This is a genomic window from Streptomyces sp. NPDC017520 (assembly GCF_044329855.1).
Classification (GTDB): domain Bacteria; phylum Actinomycetota; class Actinomycetes; order Streptomycetales; family Streptomycetaceae; genus Streptomyces.
This window is the reverse complement of the sequence record NZ_JBIRKB010000007.1, coordinates 421,632-436,324: the sequence shown is the minus strand read 5'-3', so window position 1 is coordinate 436,324 and position 14,693 is coordinate 421,632. Positions and strand designations below refer to the sequence as shown.

Here is a 14,693-nt window from a genome sequence, read left to right as displayed (position 1 = left end):
GGGATGGGCATGCCTGAGCCGTACGACGTGATCACGATGGGGCGGATCGGGGTGGACCTCTACCCCCTGGAGATCGGGGTGCCGCTCGCCCGGGTCGAGACGTTCGGCAAGTTCCTCGGCGGCTCCCCGACGAACGTGGCGGTGGCGGCGGCCCGGCTGGGGCGGCGGACGGCCGTGATCACCCGGACCGGGCAGGACGCCTTCGGCGCCTATCTCCACCAGGAACTGGAACGGTTCGGGGTGGACGCCCGCTGGGCGACGGCCGTGGCGGAGTATCCGACCCCGGTCACCTTCTGCGAGATCTTCCCGCCGGACGACTTCCCGCTCTACTTCTACCGGCACCCCAAGGCCCCCGATCTGGAGATCCACGCGCCGGATCTCGACCTGGACGCGGTGCGCGAGGCCCGGATCTTCTGGATGACGGGCACCGGACTCAGCGCCGAGCCCAGCCGCTCCGCCACCCTGGCCGCCCTCGCGGCGCGCGACGCCCGCCCGGCCGACGCCCGCCCGGCCGACGCCCGCCCGGCCGGTGGGCCGCGTACGGCGACCGTCTTCGACCTCGACTGGCGGCCCATGTTCTGGGAGGGCGGCGACGACAGCGCCGAGGCTCCCGCGCGGTACCGCGAAGCGCTGGCCCATGCCACGGTCGCCGTGGGCAACATCGACGAGTGCGCGATCGCGACCGGCGAACGCGAACCGTACGCCGCGGCCCGGGCCCTGCTCGCGGCCGGGGTGGAGCTCGCCGTCGTCAAACAGGGCCCGAAGGGCGTGCTCGCCGTCCACCGCGACGGCACCACCGCCGACTGCCCGCCCCTGCCGGTGGACGTGGTCAACGGACTCGGCGCGGGGGACGCGTTCGGGGGCGCGCTCTGTCACGGGCTGCTCGCCGGGTGGCCGCTGGACCGCCTCGTGCGGTACGCGAACGCGGCCGGCGCCATCGTCGCCTCCCGGCTCGCCTGCTCGTCCGCCATGCCGTTTCCCGGCGAGGTCGAGGGGGCCCTCGCGGCCGGAGCCGTGACGGCCGACCCGGGCCCCCCGGCGGCCCCCGGCGCTGCGGCGGCTCCCAGCGCTCCAGGTGCCCCGGCGGCCCCCAGCATCCCGGCGGCCTCGGATGCCCCAGCCCCCGACCCCGATGCGCGGGCCGGAGATGCCCCGGCCGGAGATGCCCCGGACCCCGATGCGCCGGCCGGAGATGCCCCGGCCGGAGCGGGCTCATGACGCCTCTCGCGCCCTCCCTCACCGAGCTCGTGCGGCTGCGCGCCGAGCGTCCCGAAGCCGTCGCCGAGGCCGCCGCGCGACGGAAGCGGCGGCGGCTGATCCGGCACCCCGGCGACCGGCTGATGATCGTCGCGGCGGACCATCCCGCGCGCGGCGCGCTCGCGGTGGGGGACCGGTCCCTGGCCATGGCCAACCGCTTCGAGCTGCTGGAACGGCTCTGCCTCGCCCTCTCCCGCCCCGGTGTCGACGGAGTGCTGGCCTCCGCCGACGTCCTGGACGACCTCCTCCTGCTGGGAGCCCTGGAGGACAAGGTCGTGATGGGCTCGATGAACCGCGGCGGGCTGGCCGGGGCCGCGTTCGAGCTCGACGACCGGTTCACCGGCCACCGCCCCGACGACCTGGTCCGCCACGGGTTCGACGCGGGGAAGCTGCTGCTGCGCATCGACCACGACGACCCGGGTTCGCTGGACACCCTGCACACCGCCGCCCGGACCATCGACGCGATGGCGGCGCACCGGCTGCCCGTCTTCGTCGAGCCGTTCCTCTGCCGCCGCGTCGACGGCCGCCTCCGCAACGATCTCGGCGCCGCCGCCGTGGCGACCTCCATCGCCATCGCGTCGGGCCTCGCCGGGACGTCCGCGTACACCTGGCTGAAGGTCCCCGTCACCGACGACCCCGACGCCATGGCCCGGGCGATGGAAGCCTCCACCCTGCCCGCTGTCCTGCTCGGCGGCGAGGTCGGCGACGACCAGGACGCGGCGTACGAGAAATGGCGCGACGCGCTGCGGCTGCCCACCGTGCGGGGGCTGGTCGTGGGCCGCTCGTTGCTCTACCCGGTCGACGGGGACGTGACGTGTGCCGTCGACACCGCCGTATCGCTGCTCGGCACGGGTAGGGAAGAGCCATGACGAAGCATCGTCCCCCTGAGCGGGACCACCGGTACCACCTGCCGGCCGGCAGCGTCGCGCGCGGGGCGTACGCCGTCGACATCGACCCCGAGCGGGCCGGCTGGGACCGCTCCGCCCTGCGGGTGCTGGAGCTGGAACCGGGAGAAGTTCACACGCTCGACACCGGCGGAAGTGAATGGATCGTCCTGCCGTTGGCCGGTGCATGTACGGTGCGTACGGCAGGCGAGACCTTTGAACTGCTGGGCCGGGAGAGCGTGTTCAGCGGGGTCTCCGACTTCGCCTACGTACCGCGCGACTCCCACGCACAGATCGCCTCCGGCGCAGGTGGCCGCTTCGCCCTGGCAGGAGCGAAGTGCGAGCGACGACTCCCCGCTCGCTACGGCCCCGCGCCGGAGGTACCCGTCGAGCTGCGCGGCTCCGGGACCTGCTCGCGCCAGGTGAACAACTTCGCCGCCGCCGGCACCTTCGACTGCGACCGGCTGATCGCCGTCGAGGTGCTCACCCCCGGCGGCAACTGGTCCTCGTACCCGCCCCACAAGCACGACGAGCACGTGCCGGGCGAGGAGTGCGAACTGGAGGAGATCTACTACTTCGAGGTCGCGGACGGCGGGATCGGCTACCACCGGGTATCCCCGTCGCGCGACGGCGGTACGGACGTCCTCGCCGAAGTGCGCGGCGGCGACGCCGTCCTCATCCCCGACGGCTGGCACGGCCCGTCCATCGCCCCGCCCGGCCGGACGCTGTACTACCTGAACGTGATGGCCGGGCCGGGGGAGGAGCGGGCCTGGCTGATCCGCGACCACCCCGACCACCGATGGATCCGCGACACCTGGCCGGGCGAGCCGATCGACGCCAGACTCCCGCTGTACACGGCGCATCCGTCGCCCGGCCCGGAGGTAACGCCTTGAGCCCGACGAGTCCCGCGAACCCGACGAGTCCCGCGAGCCCGACGAGACCTGCGAACCCGACGAGTTCCGCGAGCCCCCACGGTGCGACCCGCCGGCTGACCACCGCGCAGGCCCTGGTCGCCTTCCTGGCCCGGCAGTACACCGAGCGCGACGGCCGTCGACAGCGGCTCATCAGCGCCACCTGGGGCATCTTCGGGCACGGGAACGTCGCGGGCATCGGCCAGGCACTCGTCGAGGCGGGCAGCGGCGGAAGCGGCGACGGGAACGGCAGCGGCGGGAACGGCGACGGAAACGGCGGCGGGAACGGGTCCGCGCACCGCATGCCCTACCTCCAGGGCCGCAACGAACAGGCCATGGTGCACGCGGCCGTCGGATACGCCCGTCAGTCGGGGCGGCTCTCCGCGCACGCGGTGACCACGTCCATCGGCCCGGGGGCCACCAACCTCGTCACCGGGGCCGCCCTCGCGACGATCAACCGCCTGCCCGTCCTCCTCCTGCCCGGCGACACCTTCGCGACCCGCCCCGCCGACCCCGTACTCCAGCAGCTGGAAGTGCCCTACGCGGGCGATGTCTCGGTCAACGACTGTCTGCGCCCCGTCTCGCGCTACTTCGACCGGATCACCCGGCCCGAGGCGCTGATCCCGGCCGCGTTGCAGGCGATGCGCGTCCTCGCCGACCCCGCCGAGACCGGGGCCGTCACGCTCGCGCTGCCGCAGGACGTGCAGGCGGAGGCGTACGACTGGCCGCAGGAGTTCTTCGCCGAACGCGACTGGCACGTCCGCAGACCCGCCCCCGACGCGCACGAACTGGAAGCCGCGGTACGGGCGGTACGCTCCGCCCGCCGCCCCCTGATCGTCGCCGGCGGCGGGGTCCGGCACAGCGCGGCCGAGGAGACGCTCGCCGCGTTCACCGCCGCCACGCGCATCCCGGTCGCCTCCACCCAGGCGGGCAAGGGCGCGCTCCGCCACGACCACCCGGCCGACGTCGGCGGCATCGGCCACACCGGCACCGCCCCCGCCGACGAACTGGCCCGCACCGCCGACCTGGTGATCGGCATCGGCACCCGGTTCTCCGACTTCACCACCGCCTCCGGCACGCTCTTCGCCGACCCGGCCGTCCGCTTCCTCCACCTCAACATCACCGGCTTCGACGCCCACAAACTGGCCGCCCTCCCGCTGGTCGCCGACGCCCGCGCGGGCATCGAGGCGCTCACGGCGGCGCTCGCCGGACGCGGCTACCGGGTCGACCCGGCGTACGAGACGGAGTACACCGGCGCGAAGGAAGCGTGGGAGGAACGGGTCGAGGCATCCTTCGCCACCCCCGACCCCACCGCACGCCCCACCCAGACCCAGGTCCTCGGCCTCCTGGACGCCCTGGTCACCGAGGACGACATCATCATCAACGCCGCGGGCTCCCTCCCCGGCGACCTGCACAAGCTCTGGCGCACCCGCTCCCGCGACCAGTACCACGTCGAGTACGGCTACTCCTGCATGGGCTACGAGATCCCCGCAGCGATCGGCGTCCTGCTCGCCGACGGAGTCCGTACCCAGCGCCGCCCCGTCTGGGCGCTCGTCGGCGACGGCACGTACCTGATGAACCCCACCGAGATCGTCACCGCCGTCCAGGAGAACCTGCCGCTGAAGCTGCTGATCCTTCAGAACCACGGATACGCCTCCATCGGCGGGCTCTCCGAGTCGGTCGGCGCCGAAGGCTTCGGCACGGCCTACCGCCACCGGGACGCCGGCGGCGGCTTCACCGGCCCGCCGCTCCCCGTCGACCTGGCCGCCAACGCGGCCTCCCTCGGCATGCGCGTCCTGCGCGCCACCACCGTCGACGACCTGCGCGAAGCACTCGCCGGGGCCCGTGACGCGGAGGGCCCCACTTGTGTCTACGTGGAGACCGAAACGCCCGACACAGTGTCGGGCCCCCCTCCGGCACAGGCGTGGTGGGATGTTCCGGTAGCCGAGACCGCGAGCCGCCCGGCGGCGGTCGAGGCCCGGGAGGAGTACGACCGGCAGGTCGCCGCCCGACGCCGCCATCTGTGAAGCCCGCCCTGAGCCCGCTCGAACCCGCTCGAAGCCACGTGCACCTGCCCGAGCGGCCAGAAGCCTGAAGGAGTACGTCATGACGAAGACCGTCAACCACTGGATCGGCGGCAAGACAGTGGAGGGCACGTCGGGCCAGTACGGTCCCGTCACGGACCCCGCCACCGGCGCCGTCACCACACAGGTCGCGCTCGCCTCCGTGGAGGAGGTCGACGCGGCCGTGGCGGCGGCGAAGGCCGCGTACGCGACGTGGGGCACCTCCTCGCTCGCCCAGCGCACCACCGTCCTCTTCCGCTACCGCGCCCTGCTCGACGCCCACCGCGACGACATCGCCGCGCTGATCACCGCCGAGCACGGCAAGGTGCACTCGGACGCGCTGGGCGAGGTCGCCCGCGGTCTGGAGATCGTCGAGCTGGCGTGCGGGATCACCACCCAGCTCAAGGGCGAGCTGTCCACCCAGGTGTCCAACCGGGTCGACGTCTCCTCGATCCGCCAGTCGCTGGGCGTCGTCGCGGGCATCACGCCGTTCAACTTCCCGGCCATGGTGCCGATGTGGATGTTCCCGCTGGCCATCGCCTGCGGCAACACGTTCGTGCTGAAGCCCAGCGAGAAGGACCCCTCGGCCGCCAACCTGCTGGCCGAGCTGGCCTCGGAGGCCGGCCTCCCGGACGGCGTCCTCAACGTCCTGCACGGCGACAAGACCGCCGTCGACGGCCTGCTGAACCACCCGGACGTGGCCGCCGTCTCCTTCGTCGGCTCCACCCCCATCGCCCGCCACATCCACGCCACCGCCTCCGCCAACGGCAAGCGCGTCCAGGCGCTCGGCGGCGCGAAGAACCACATGCTCGTCCTCCCGGACGCCGACCTGGACGCGGCCGCCGACGCGGCGGTCTCGGCGGCGTACGGCTCCGCGGGCGAGCGCTGCATGGCGATCTCCGCCGTCGTCGCGGTCGGCGCGATCGGTGACGAACTGGTCGCGAAGATCCGTGAGCGCGCCGAGAAGATCACGATCGGCCCCGGCAACGACCCCGCCTCCGAGATGGGCCCCCTGATCACGGCCGCCCACCGCGACAAGGTCGCCTCCTACGTCACGGGCGCCGCCGCCCAGGGCGCGGAGGTCGTCCTGGACGGCACCGGCCACACGGTCGAGGGCTTCGAGGACGGCCACTGGATCGGCCTCTCCCTCCTGGACAGGGTCTCCACCGACTCCGACGCGTACCGGGACGAGATCTTCGGCCCGGTGCTGTGCGTGCTCCGTGTCGACACGTACGAGGACGGCGTCGCCCTCATGAACGCCTCGCCGTTCGGCAACGGCACCGCGATCTTCACCCGCGACGGCGGCGCGGCCCGCCGCTTCCAGCTGGAGGTCGAGGCCGGCATGGTCGGCGTGAACGTCCCGATCCCGGTCCCCGTGGGCTACCACTCCTTCGGCGGCTGGAAGGACTCGCTCTTCGGCGACCACCACATCTACGGCAACGACGGCGTGCACTTCTACACGCGCGGCAAGGTCGTCACCACCCGCTGGCCCGACCCGGCCGACGCCCCCGCCGGCGTCGACCTCGGCTTCCCGCGCAACCACTGACCACCCCGGTCCGCCTTCCGCCCGCTCGTAGCGATGGTGCTACGGGCGGGCGGATTTGTGTCTGTCATACCCTTTGTGGGCTCGTGGAGTGCGGGGCAAGGGGGAAGCACAGGTGATTCGGGTCGTCGTCGTGGATGACGAGCTGCTGGTTCGTTCGGGTTTGCGGGCGATCCTCGGCTCGGCGGGGGACATCGGGGTGGTGGCTGACTGCGGCGGGGCGGAAGCGGCGGCGACGGTCGCGCGCCACCGGCCGGACGTGCTGCTGCTGGACATCCGGATGCCCGACGTGGACGGGCTGGCCGTACTGGGGCAGATCGCGGCCCTGTCGCCGGCCCCCGCGATCGCGATGCTGACGACGTTCGACGCGGGGGAGTACGTGGAAGCCGCCCTGACGGCCGGAGCCGCCGGCTTCCTGATGAAGAACTCGTCCCCCGAGCAACTGAAGCACGCCGTAAGGGTGCTGGCGGGCGGCAGCCGGGTCCTCGCCGCCGGGGCCATGGCCCCGGTCGTCGACGGCTACCGTGCCTCCGCCACCACGCGTGACGCGGCGCGCCGGGTGGCGGGCCTGACCGAACGGGAACGACATGTGCTCGCCCTGGTGCGCCGGGGCCTCTCCAACCGCGACATCGCCGGGCGGCTGTATCTGGCCCACGGCACGGTGAAGGACCACGTCAGCTCGGTGCTCGCGAAGCTGGGCGGCGTCAACCGGGTCCAGGCCGCCGTCGTCGCCGACCGTGCCGGGTTGGCCGACCCGCCCGTACGAGAGCGATGAGCGCGAGCGCCGACGTACCGGCAGTGATACCGCAGAGCGCCCCGCGGCACCAACCGCCGGAGCCGCCACCGCGGCACCGACCGCCGGAGCAGCAGCAACCGCCGGAGCAGCGGCAATTGCCGGAGCCGCAGCAACAGCAGCAGCCGCCACTGCGGCGACCGCCCCGGGCCTCCGGAGCGCGGAACCTGCGGCGGCTCGGGTCGGCCGGTCTTCCGGTGGGCGTGGCCGCCCTGGACGGGCTGGTCGTCAACGCCGCCCAGGCGGGCCCGGTGCTGTGGGGCGCTCTTGCCGCCGCCGGGGCGCTCGTCCTGCGGCGGCGGCAGCCCGAACTGGCGCTCGCGGCGGGCCTCCCCGGGTTCTACCTCGGCCATCTCGCGTTCGCCCCGCTGATCGCCCTGTACTTCCTGGCGACCCACCGCCGCAGCGCGATCCCCGGGGCCGTCGGCGCGGTGCTGGTCGCGCTGGCGCAGTTTCTCCCCGTCCCGATCGGGGACATCACTCTGCTCCGACTCGACCACGACACCGTGCTGGGCACGCTCGACTCCTGCGCGCTCGGCGTCGGGGCCTTCGTGCTGGGCCGGTCGGCCCGGCAGCGGCGGGAGAGGCTGCGCGAGATCACGGAGAGCCGGGAGCGCGAGCACCGGCTGCTGGCGCGTCACACCCTGGCCACGGAACGGGCCAGACTGGCCCGGGAGATGCATGACGTCGTCGCCCACAAGGTCAGCCTCATCAGCTTGCAGGCGGGGGTGATCGAGGTCGCGGAGCCCGAGGCTCCCGCGGTACGGGAAGCGGCGGGAGTGATCCGCGGCCTGTCGGTGGAAACGCTCACCGAGCTCCAGCACCTGGTCGGGGTGTTGCGCGCGGACAGCGGGAACACCCGGGACCTCGCCCCGCAGCCCCGCATCGCCGACCTGGGCACGCTGGTGGAGGAGAGCGCCCTGTCCGTCGAGCTGCACCTGGGGGACCTGGCGGGCCCGCTTCCCGAAGCCGTGGAACGTGCCGCGTACCGGACGGTGCAGGAAGCGCTCACCAACGTACGCAAACACGCCCCCGGCGCCAGGGGCGAGGTGCGGGTGGGGCTCGTCGCCGGGCGACTGCGCGTGGAGGTGCGCAACACCGCCGCCGACGCGACAGCCGCCCCGCCGGGGCTGCCCGCCGGGGGCAACGGCCTCGTGGGCCTGCGGGAACGGGCACACCTGCTGGGCGGCTCGTTCACCGCGACGCGGCTGCCCGGCGGCGGCTTCCTCGTCCGAGCCGAGTTCCCGGCCTGACCGTCCCTTCCGGCCTCACGGATTTTCCCGGCCTCACGGTCTCTCCCGGCCTCACGGTCTTTCCTGGTCCGACCGGTCGGACCAGGTCCGACCGGTCTCCGCGCTGCCGTTCCTACCGGTCGGTGCGCGGGGCCGGACGGAGAAGCTCCTCCGGCAACCCGGCCTGGGCTCCGACGACCTCGATGCCGAGCAGCCGCCCCGCCTCGTCGAAGTCGAGGTTCAGGTCCGCGCCCCCGCCGGGGGTCTCGACGGTGACCTGCCGGACGGCGGCTCCGTCCGCGATGTGCTCGACGAGGGAGACGTACGCGAGATCGTTCTCGCGGTCGTACTCGACGTACATGGGTTCCCTTCCGTTCCGCTCCATGGGAGTGGGGGTCAGTTGCGGCCGACGGACACGACGTTGCCGGCCTTGTTGACCACGACCCAGATCTTTCCGCTGACGTACTTCCAGGTACCGGCCGACTTGCCCTTCGTCTTCTTGCCGTTCTTCACGGTACGCGCGACCATTTCCTGGCTGATGCCCCGCTGGGCCATCCGCTGGGCGGCGTGCTTGGAGATGCTCTTGACGCCGGTGGAGAGCAGGAGCCGCCCGGCGACGATGGCGAGCGGGATGAACCACGCGGGGTCGGCGACCACGGGGTACGCGGTGTTCGGCCCCGGACGCACGGTCTGGACGAGCGCGCCGCCCTCGACGCGGTACTCGGTGGGCACGTCCTCGCCGTTCGCGTCCTTCGCCCAGGGCACGTCGAACGCGCCGAGATAGGTGTCCCCCTGGCTGACCAGGATGCTGCCGTCCTCCAGGTGCTCGGTCACCGCGTCGGCGGGCAGGTCGAGCGGGAACCTGTACTCGGTCGGCGCCTGTGCGTCCCGCAGCGTGACCAGGGCCCGCACCCCGTCCCGGTTCGGCTGCACCGCGAGGTCGAACCCCTCCTCGGCGTCGGCGTACACGATCGTCCCGCCGGTGCTGCGCACGGCGGCGGAGTGAGCGCCGCCGGGCAGGCCGAACCGGACGGTGTCCTCACCGTAGGCGGACTCCACCGCCCCGTCGGCGGTGGCGGGGGCGGTGATCCGCGCGGGGTGCGCGTCGGTGGGCACCTCGGAGCGGGTGGCGCCACCCGCGAGGGCGGTCCCGGGGACGAGGTCGGAGGTCCCCGTGACACGCTCCACCGTTTCGGCGGCCCGCACGACGCGCTCGGTGGACACGCTGTCGGCCCGGGCGCCCGACGCGGTGAGCAGTACGGCGCCGGCGGTGCAGGCTGCCACGAGTATCCGGGCCGCGCCGCGCTGACGGAGGAGGGAACGATCGGTGGTGCGAGACATGTGGGTCCTTGCTGCAGGCCAGAGGGCAGGCCCCTGGTGAACGTCAACGCCGAGCAGCCTCGCAGCGGAACGGAGCCCGGGGTATCCGCCGGGCGGAGGCCCGGGCCCCCGCCGATCGGCGGGGGCGGCAGGCCGGCTTCCCGGGGACCGGGCTCCCCGGGCCGGGCTGGGACGAGGGAAAACGGGATGCCCCGGCGTGGGCGCCTCCCGCATCCTGTGACTCATGAACGCGCCGCTCCTCCCGCCCCGTTACGAGATCCGCGCCCGGCAGACAGCCACCACCGTCACCGTCTACCAGGCGTACCGCCCCGCCATCGGGCTGCCGGCCGCACGCGACGGGCGGTTCCCCGAGGCCTGGAAGCGGGACCGGATGACCTGGATCAAGCCCAGCTTCCTGTGGATGATGTACCGCTGCGGCTGGGGCACGAAGGAGGGGCAGGAGGTCGTCCTCGCCGTCGAGATCGACCGGAACGGCCTGGAGTGGGCCCTCGCACACGCCGAACTCTCCCACTACGTACGCGATGTGCACCCCGACGCCGCCTCCTGGAAGCGCAGCCTGCGCACCGCCCCCGCCCGGGTCCAGTGGGACCCCGAACGCGACCTCGACCTGAACCCGCTTCCGTACCGCTCCCTCCAACTCGGGCTGAGCGGTGAGGCCGCCCGGCGGTACGCGGACGAGTGGACCGTGTCCGTCCGCGATGTGACCCCGCTCGCGCGCGAGGTGCACGCGGCGGTCCGGGCCGGGGAGCGCGAGCGGGCCGCTGCCCTGCTGCCCGTGGAGACACCGCTCGACCTCGCCGCGCCCCGGCCGGACCGGGGCGCTTTCCCGACGCCGAAGATGTGACTTTAGGCAGTCCCGGAAGGCCCGGGGGCTTCGTAGCCTTCCCTCGTGAACAGCTTCTTCCCCAGGAACCCCAGGAACCCCAGGAACAGGACCGCTCGTGGGCCCGGCCCCAGGTGGGCGGACCCGGGGGGCCTGCTGGTGCCCGCCGCGGCGGCCTTCGGCGCGCTGAGCCTGGTCGGCTGGTGGTGGGGCCTGCCGACCGCGATCGCCGCGTTCGTCGCGGGGCGGGGCCCCGGGCGCGGCAGAACCGTCGTCCTGGTGCTGGCCGGGACGCTCGTGGCCGGGGCGGTCGCGGTGGTGGTGTCGCCGCCCCTGCTCACTCTCGGGACGCAGTTCGTCGCGGTGGTCGTCCTCGCGGTGCTGGTGCCGTGGTTCGTGGGACGGTTCTCACGTCAGTACCGGGAGCTGGTCCGGGCCGGCTGGGAGAGGGCCGAACAGCTGGAGCGGGAGAAGCAGCTGGTCGCCGAGCAGGCGAGGCTGCTGGAGCGGGCCCGGATCGCCCGGGACATGCACGACGTGCTGGGCCACGACCTCAGCCTGATCGCCCTGTCCGCCGGGGCCCTCAAGCTGGCGCCCGGCCTGGACGAGCGGCACCGGCGGGCCGCCCAGGACATCCGGGGCAGGGCCGGCGCGGCGGTGGAGCGGCTCGGCGAGGTGATCGGCGTCCTCCGCGAGGAGCGTGAGGGCCCGCCGGAGGGGCCGCGGGACTCCGACATCGCCCGGCTCGTCGGCGACGCGGCCGCCTCCGGGCTCGACGTCGAACTGACGGTGGCCGGAGAAGCCCCGGCGGGCCTCCCGCCCGCCGTCGAACGCGCCGCGCACCGGGTCGTGCAGGAAGGCCTCACCAACGCGGCCAAGCACGCGCCGGGCCGGTCCGTGAGCGTCGAGCTCTCGCACACGACGACCGAGACCCGGGTGGTGGTCCGCGACGGAGACCCGGCGACACCGCCCGGGCCCCCGGGCGAACTGCTGGCCGGGCACCGGGGGCGAGGGCCGGCCGGTCACGGGGAGCGTGGACTGGCCGGGCAGGAGGGCCGACGGCTCGCCGGGCTCGGGGAGCGTGGACGTGCCGGTTTCGGGGAGCGTGGACTGGCCGGGCACGGGAGCGGGGGGATCGCCGGGCCCGGGGGGCGAGGCCTCATCGGGCTGGACGAGCGCGTCCGGCTCGTGGGCGGCACCCTCGACCACGGCCCCCGGGACGGCGGCTTCACCGTCGACGCCCGGCTGCCCCACCGCGCCCCCGCCCAGCCCGCGCCCCGGCCCGCCGGCGGCGGGGTGAGCCCTGGGCCGGCCGGATACCGGCGGGCGCGGCGGCGGGTCCGCCGCACCCTGGTCACCGCGCTCGCGGTGCCGCTGGCAGCGGGCGCGGTGCTGCTCGCGGGGGTCGGGATGTGGGAGACGGTGGCCGCGTCCCGGTCTGTCCTCGACCCGCGCGACTACGCCCGGCTGCGGGTGGGGCAGGATCGGGCCGACATACGGAAGGTGCTGCCGGACCGGCAGTCGGCGGAGCGGCCGGCGGGCGCCGGGCCGGAGGAACCGGAGGAACGAGGAGTGACGTGCGAGTTCTACGCGATGACGGCCGACCGCTTCGACGACCGGTCCGGAGACGCGTACCGGCTCTGCTTCCGGGACGGCAGGCTGGTCTCCCGCGACGCGCTGACGCCGTGAGCACCCGATGAGCCGCCCGGACGCGACCGGGGCGGACGCGACCGGGGCGGCGGACACGGCCTCCGCGCGCCCGGCCCGGGCGGCGCACACGACCCGGGCGGCGGACCCGGCCCAGGCGCCGGGCACTGCCCCGGCCGGGACGATCCGAGTCCTCGTCGCCGACGACGAGCCCATGATCCGGGCCGGCGTCCGCGCCGTCCTCGCCACCGACCCGGGCATCGAGGTCGTCGCCGAGGCGGCCGACGGGCACGAGGCGGTGGAGCTGGCCCGGGCGTACCGCCCGCACGTGGCCGTCCTCGACGTTCGGATGCCGGGGACCAACGGGATCGACGCCGCGGCCGAGATCCGCCGCACCCTGCCCGCCACCGGCGTCGTCATGCTGACCACGTTCGGCGAGGACGACTACATCCTGCGGGCGCTGGGCTGTGGGGCCGCCGGATTCCTGATCAAGTCCGGCGAGCCCGAGGAACTCGTCGCCGGGGTGCGGGCCGTGGCCGAAGGCGCCGCCTATCTGTCACCGAAGGTCGCCGCTCGCGTGGTGGCGCACCTCGCGTCCACCGGGGCCGGGGCCCTGGCCGGCCGGCGGGACGCGGCCCGGGAGCGGGTCGCCGGGCTGACGCCCAGGGAACGCGAAGTGCTGTCGTACCTCGGTGGCGGTCTGTCCAACGGGCAGATCGCCCGGCGGCTGCACCTGGTCGAGGGCACGGTCAAGGCGCACGTCAGCTCCGTCCTGGCCCGCCTCGGCGTCGACAACCGGGCCGCGGCCGCCGTCGTCGCCCACGAGGCCGGGATCCTGCCCCCACCACCGCCACCGCCCGAGCAGCGCTGAGGCGAGCCGACCGGAGGGGCGGCCCAGCACGAGGAGCACCGAGGCGACGACCGCCCCGCCGAGCAGGACGCCGGCGATCACGTCGTGCGGGTAATGGACTCCCACCAGGACCCGCAGCAGCGCCGCCGCCACGGCCAACGGCAGCGTCACGGCAGCGAGTCGGGGCCGCCGCACCGCCAGCCCGACCGCGAGCGCGGCGGCCAGGGTGGCGTGGTTGCTCGGGAACGACCAGTCGCCCGGCTCGGGGCACGCGGCGACCGCCCGGGCGCCGTCCAGCGCCCGGCACGGACGCTCCTCGTCGACGATCAGCTTCAGCGCCTCGCTGACGGCGTACGCCACGACCGTCCCGGCGCCGATGAGCACGGCCCCCGCCACCGCGCCCGTGTCCCTCCTGCGTACCGCCGTCCAGCAGACCCGGAGCAGCAGCAGGCCGAGAAGGATCAGCGTGGCCTCGGATGACAGCTCCAACAGGTGCCCCAGCCACCCCGGACCGTCCCCGACCGCTCCCGTCAGCGACCGGTAGAGCGATACGGAAGCCCCCTCCGTGACCTCGGTCGGCCCGGGCCGGCCCAGGCCCCCGGGCGACAGCATCCCGATCACGGCGGCCGCCGACGCGAGCAGTGCGGCCGATCCGAACAGCCGCACGGGCCAGTGGTGTTGATGTGTGTGCTTAGCCATGCTGGGAACGTACGAAGGCACCGCGGCCCGGCGCGGGGGCCGAACGGCAGGAGCGGCCCCCGACGAACGTCAGGGTTGACGCCCCGCAGCGCCCCGGCCGCAGGGCCGCAGCGCCCCGGCCGCAGGGCCGCACCCCGTACGAGACGCCCTACTCCTGCGCGGCACCGTCCCCGAACTCCCACGTCAGCATCGTGAACCCGCCGTCGTCCCCCGCCCCCGCCGACCGGTACGTCGCGAGCGCCGCCTCGTTGCCGTCCTCCACGCCGACCCACAGGTCGTAGCACCCCCGCTCCCGGGCGATGTCCACGAGCGCGAGCGTCAAAGCCTTGCCGATGCCCTGGCGGCGGAACGGGTCGTCGACGGCGAGTTCGTACAGGCACATCTCCGTGCCCTTGTCCGGGTGCAGCATCTCGATGCCCGTGACGAAGCCGGCCGGGACGCCGTCCACGTACGCGATCAGCAGCACATGACCGTCCGCCGCGAGGAAGCGGGCGGCCCGTTCCTCACGGGGCGGCGCGTCGTAGAGGTGGCCGGCGGCCAGGAGTTCCCTGACGGTCGTAGCGCGGCGAATGTCCACAATGGCCTCCCGGGGCAAGGGTTCTGAAGGCATTCTGTACCGCGTCCGGAGTACGGCGGGGGCGCACCGTACC

General features: G+C 74.2%; 14 protein-coding genes and 1 pseudogene. 11 read left to right on the top strand and 4 right to left on the bottom strand.

The window, feature by feature from the left end; translation table 11 throughout:
• Nucleotides 1–9 precede the first annotated feature (9 nt).
• From iolC to ACH4KB_RS19920, 7 genes are all read left to right on the top strand, one after another.
• The gene (gene iolC / locus ACH4KB_RS19950; protein WP_398067195.1) at nucleotides 10–1,218 is read left to right on the top strand and encodes a 5-dehydro-2-deoxygluconokinase; all 1,209 of its coding nucleotides are present in this window, start codon (nucleotides 10–12) and stop codon (nucleotides 1,216–1,218) included.
• A complete protein-coding gene (locus ACH4KB_RS19945; protein WP_398067194.1) occupies nucleotides 1,215–2,126 on the top strand; it encodes a deoxyribose-phosphate aldolase in 912 nt (303 codons plus the stop codon). Before iolC ends, ACH4KB_RS19945 begins: the two co-directional genes overlap by 4 nt.
• On the top strand, nucleotides 2,123–3,034 hold the full coding sequence (gene iolB / locus ACH4KB_RS19940) for a 5-deoxy-glucuronate isomerase (RefSeq protein WP_398067193.1): 912 nt from the start codon (nucleotides 2,123–2,125) through the stop codon (nucleotides 3,032–3,034). The genes ACH4KB_RS19945 and iolB overlap by 4 nt, the downstream gene beginning before the upstream one ends.
• Nucleotides 3,031–5,079, top strand: a complete 2,049-nt coding sequence (gene iolD / locus ACH4KB_RS19935; RefSeq protein ID WP_398067192.1) for a 3D-(3,5/4)-trihydroxycyclohexane-1,2-dione acylhydrolase (decyclizing) — start codon at nucleotides 3,031–3,033, stop codon at nucleotides 5,077–5,079. Before iolB ends, iolD begins: the two co-directional genes overlap by 4 nt.
• A gap of 79 nt (nucleotides 5,080–5,158) precedes the next feature.
• On the top strand, nucleotides 5,159–6,661 hold the full coding sequence (locus ACH4KB_RS19930) for a CoA-acylating methylmalonate-semialdehyde dehydrogenase (protein WP_398067191.1): 1,503 nt from the start codon (nucleotides 5,159–5,161) through the stop codon (nucleotides 6,659–6,661).
• Nucleotides 6,662–6,791: 130 nt separating this feature from the next.
• Nucleotides 6,792–7,433, top strand: coding sequence for a response regulator (locus ACH4KB_RS19925; protein WP_398067190.1), 642 nt, complete (start codon nucleotides 6,792–6,794; stop codon nucleotides 7,431–7,433).
• A 116-nt stretch (nucleotides 7,434–7,549) separates the two neighbouring features.
• Nucleotides 7,550–8,704, top strand: a complete 1,155-nt coding sequence (locus ACH4KB_RS19920; RefSeq protein ID WP_398067189.1) for a sensor histidine kinase — start codon at nucleotides 7,550–7,552, stop codon at nucleotides 8,702–8,704.
• A gap of 112 nt (nucleotides 8,705–8,816) precedes the next feature.
• Here the strand turns inward: ACH4KB_RS19920 and ACH4KB_RS19915 are convergent, their stop codons facing one another.
• Together ACH4KB_RS19915 and ACH4KB_RS19910 are read right to left on the bottom strand one after the other, a co-directional pair.
• Nucleotides 8,817–9,044: a DUF2283 domain-containing protein gene (locus ACH4KB_RS19915; protein ID WP_398067188.1), complete on the bottom strand. Its 228-nt coding sequence runs from the start codon at nucleotides 9,042–9,044 to the stop codon at nucleotides 8,817–8,819.
• Nucleotides 9,045–9,079: 35 nt separating this feature from the next.
• The gene (locus ACH4KB_RS19910) at nucleotides 9,080–10,024 is read right to left on the bottom strand and encodes a DUF4258 domain-containing protein (protein ID WP_398067187.1); all 945 of its coding nucleotides are present in this window, start codon (nucleotides 10,022–10,024) and stop codon (nucleotides 9,080–9,082) included.
• A gap of 223 nt (nucleotides 10,025–10,247) precedes the next feature.
• Between ACH4KB_RS19910 and ACH4KB_RS19905 the strand changes: the two genes are divergently transcribed.
• The 3 genes from ACH4KB_RS19905 (at nucleotide 10,248) to ACH4KB_RS19895 (ending at nucleotide 13,365) form a co-directional block, all read left to right on the top strand.
• Nucleotides 10,248–10,868, top strand: a complete 621-nt coding sequence (locus ACH4KB_RS19905) for a DUF4291 domain-containing protein (protein WP_398067186.1) — start codon at nucleotides 10,248–10,250, stop codon at nucleotides 10,866–10,868.
• 138 nt (nucleotides 10,869–11,006) lie between these two features.
• Nucleotides 11,007–12,536, top strand: coding sequence for a sensor histidine kinase (locus tag ACH4KB_RS19900; protein WP_398067228.1), 1,530 nt, complete (start codon nucleotides 11,007–11,009; stop codon nucleotides 12,534–12,536).
• A gap of 172 nt (nucleotides 12,537–12,708) precedes the next feature.
• Nucleotides 12,709–13,365 carry a response regulator gene (locus ACH4KB_RS19895; protein WP_398067227.1) on the top strand — a complete coding sequence of 219 codons (657 nt, stop codon included), beginning with the start codon at nucleotides 12,709–12,711 and terminating at the stop codon, nucleotides 13,363–13,365.
• A gap of 90 nt (nucleotides 13,366–13,455) precedes the next feature.
• Here ACH4KB_RS19895 and ACH4KB_RS19890 read toward each other — a convergent pair.
• Nucleotides 13,456–13,671: pseudogene (locus ACH4KB_RS19890) on the bottom strand (phosphatase PAP2 family protein); the annotation flags it as partial.
• On the opposite strand from ACH4KB_RS19890, the gene ACH4KB_RS19885 reads away from it, so the two are divergent.
• Nucleotides 13,580–13,888 carry a hypothetical protein gene (locus tag ACH4KB_RS19885; RefSeq protein ID WP_398067229.1) on the top strand — a complete coding sequence of 103 codons (309 nt, stop codon included), beginning with the start codon at nucleotides 13,580–13,582 and terminating at the stop codon, nucleotides 13,886–13,888. The pseudogene ACH4KB_RS19890 and the gene ACH4KB_RS19885 overlap by 92 nt on opposite strands.
• A gap of 303 nt (nucleotides 13,889–14,191) precedes the next feature.
• Here the strand turns inward: ACH4KB_RS19885 and ACH4KB_RS19880 are convergent, their stop codons facing one another.
• Nucleotides 14,192–14,620, bottom strand: coding sequence for a GNAT family N-acetyltransferase (locus ACH4KB_RS19880; protein WP_398067185.1), 429 nt, complete (start codon nucleotides 14,618–14,620; stop codon nucleotides 14,192–14,194).
• Nucleotides 14,621–14,693: the final 73 nt, after the last annotated feature.

Bases quoted from the DNA above. Each gene is read 5' to 3' on its own strand.
- iolC (WP_398067195.1), top strand. From the start codon at position 10: ATGCCTGAGCCGTACGACGTGATCACGATGGGGCGGATCGGGGTGGAC.
- ACH4KB_RS19945 (WP_398067194.1), top strand. From the start codon at position 1,215: ATGACGCCTCTCGCGCCCTCCCTCACCGAGCTCGTGCGGCTGCGCGCC.
- iolB (WP_398067193.1), top strand. From the start codon at position 2,123: ATGACGAAGCATCGTCCCCCTGAGCGGGACCACCGGTACCACCTGCCG.
- ACH4KB_RS19930 (WP_398067191.1), top strand. From the start codon at position 5,159: ATGACGAAGACCGTCAACCACTGGATCGGCGGCAAGACAGTGGAGGGC.
- ACH4KB_RS19915 (WP_398067188.1), bottom strand. From the start codon at position 9,044: ATGTACGTCGAGTACGACCGCGAGAACGATCTCGCGTACGTCTCCCTC.
- ACH4KB_RS19910 (WP_398067187.1), bottom strand. From the start codon at position 10,024: ATGTCTCGCACCACCGATCGTTCCCTCCTCCGTCAGCGCGGCGCGGCC.
- ACH4KB_RS19905 (WP_398067186.1), top strand. From the start codon at position 10,248: ATGAACGCGCCGCTCCTCCCGCCCCGTTACGAGATCCGCGCCCGGCAG.
- ACH4KB_RS19895 (WP_398067227.1), top strand. From the start codon at position 12,709: ATGATCCGGGCCGGCGTCCGCGCCGTCCTCGCCACCGACCCGGGCATC.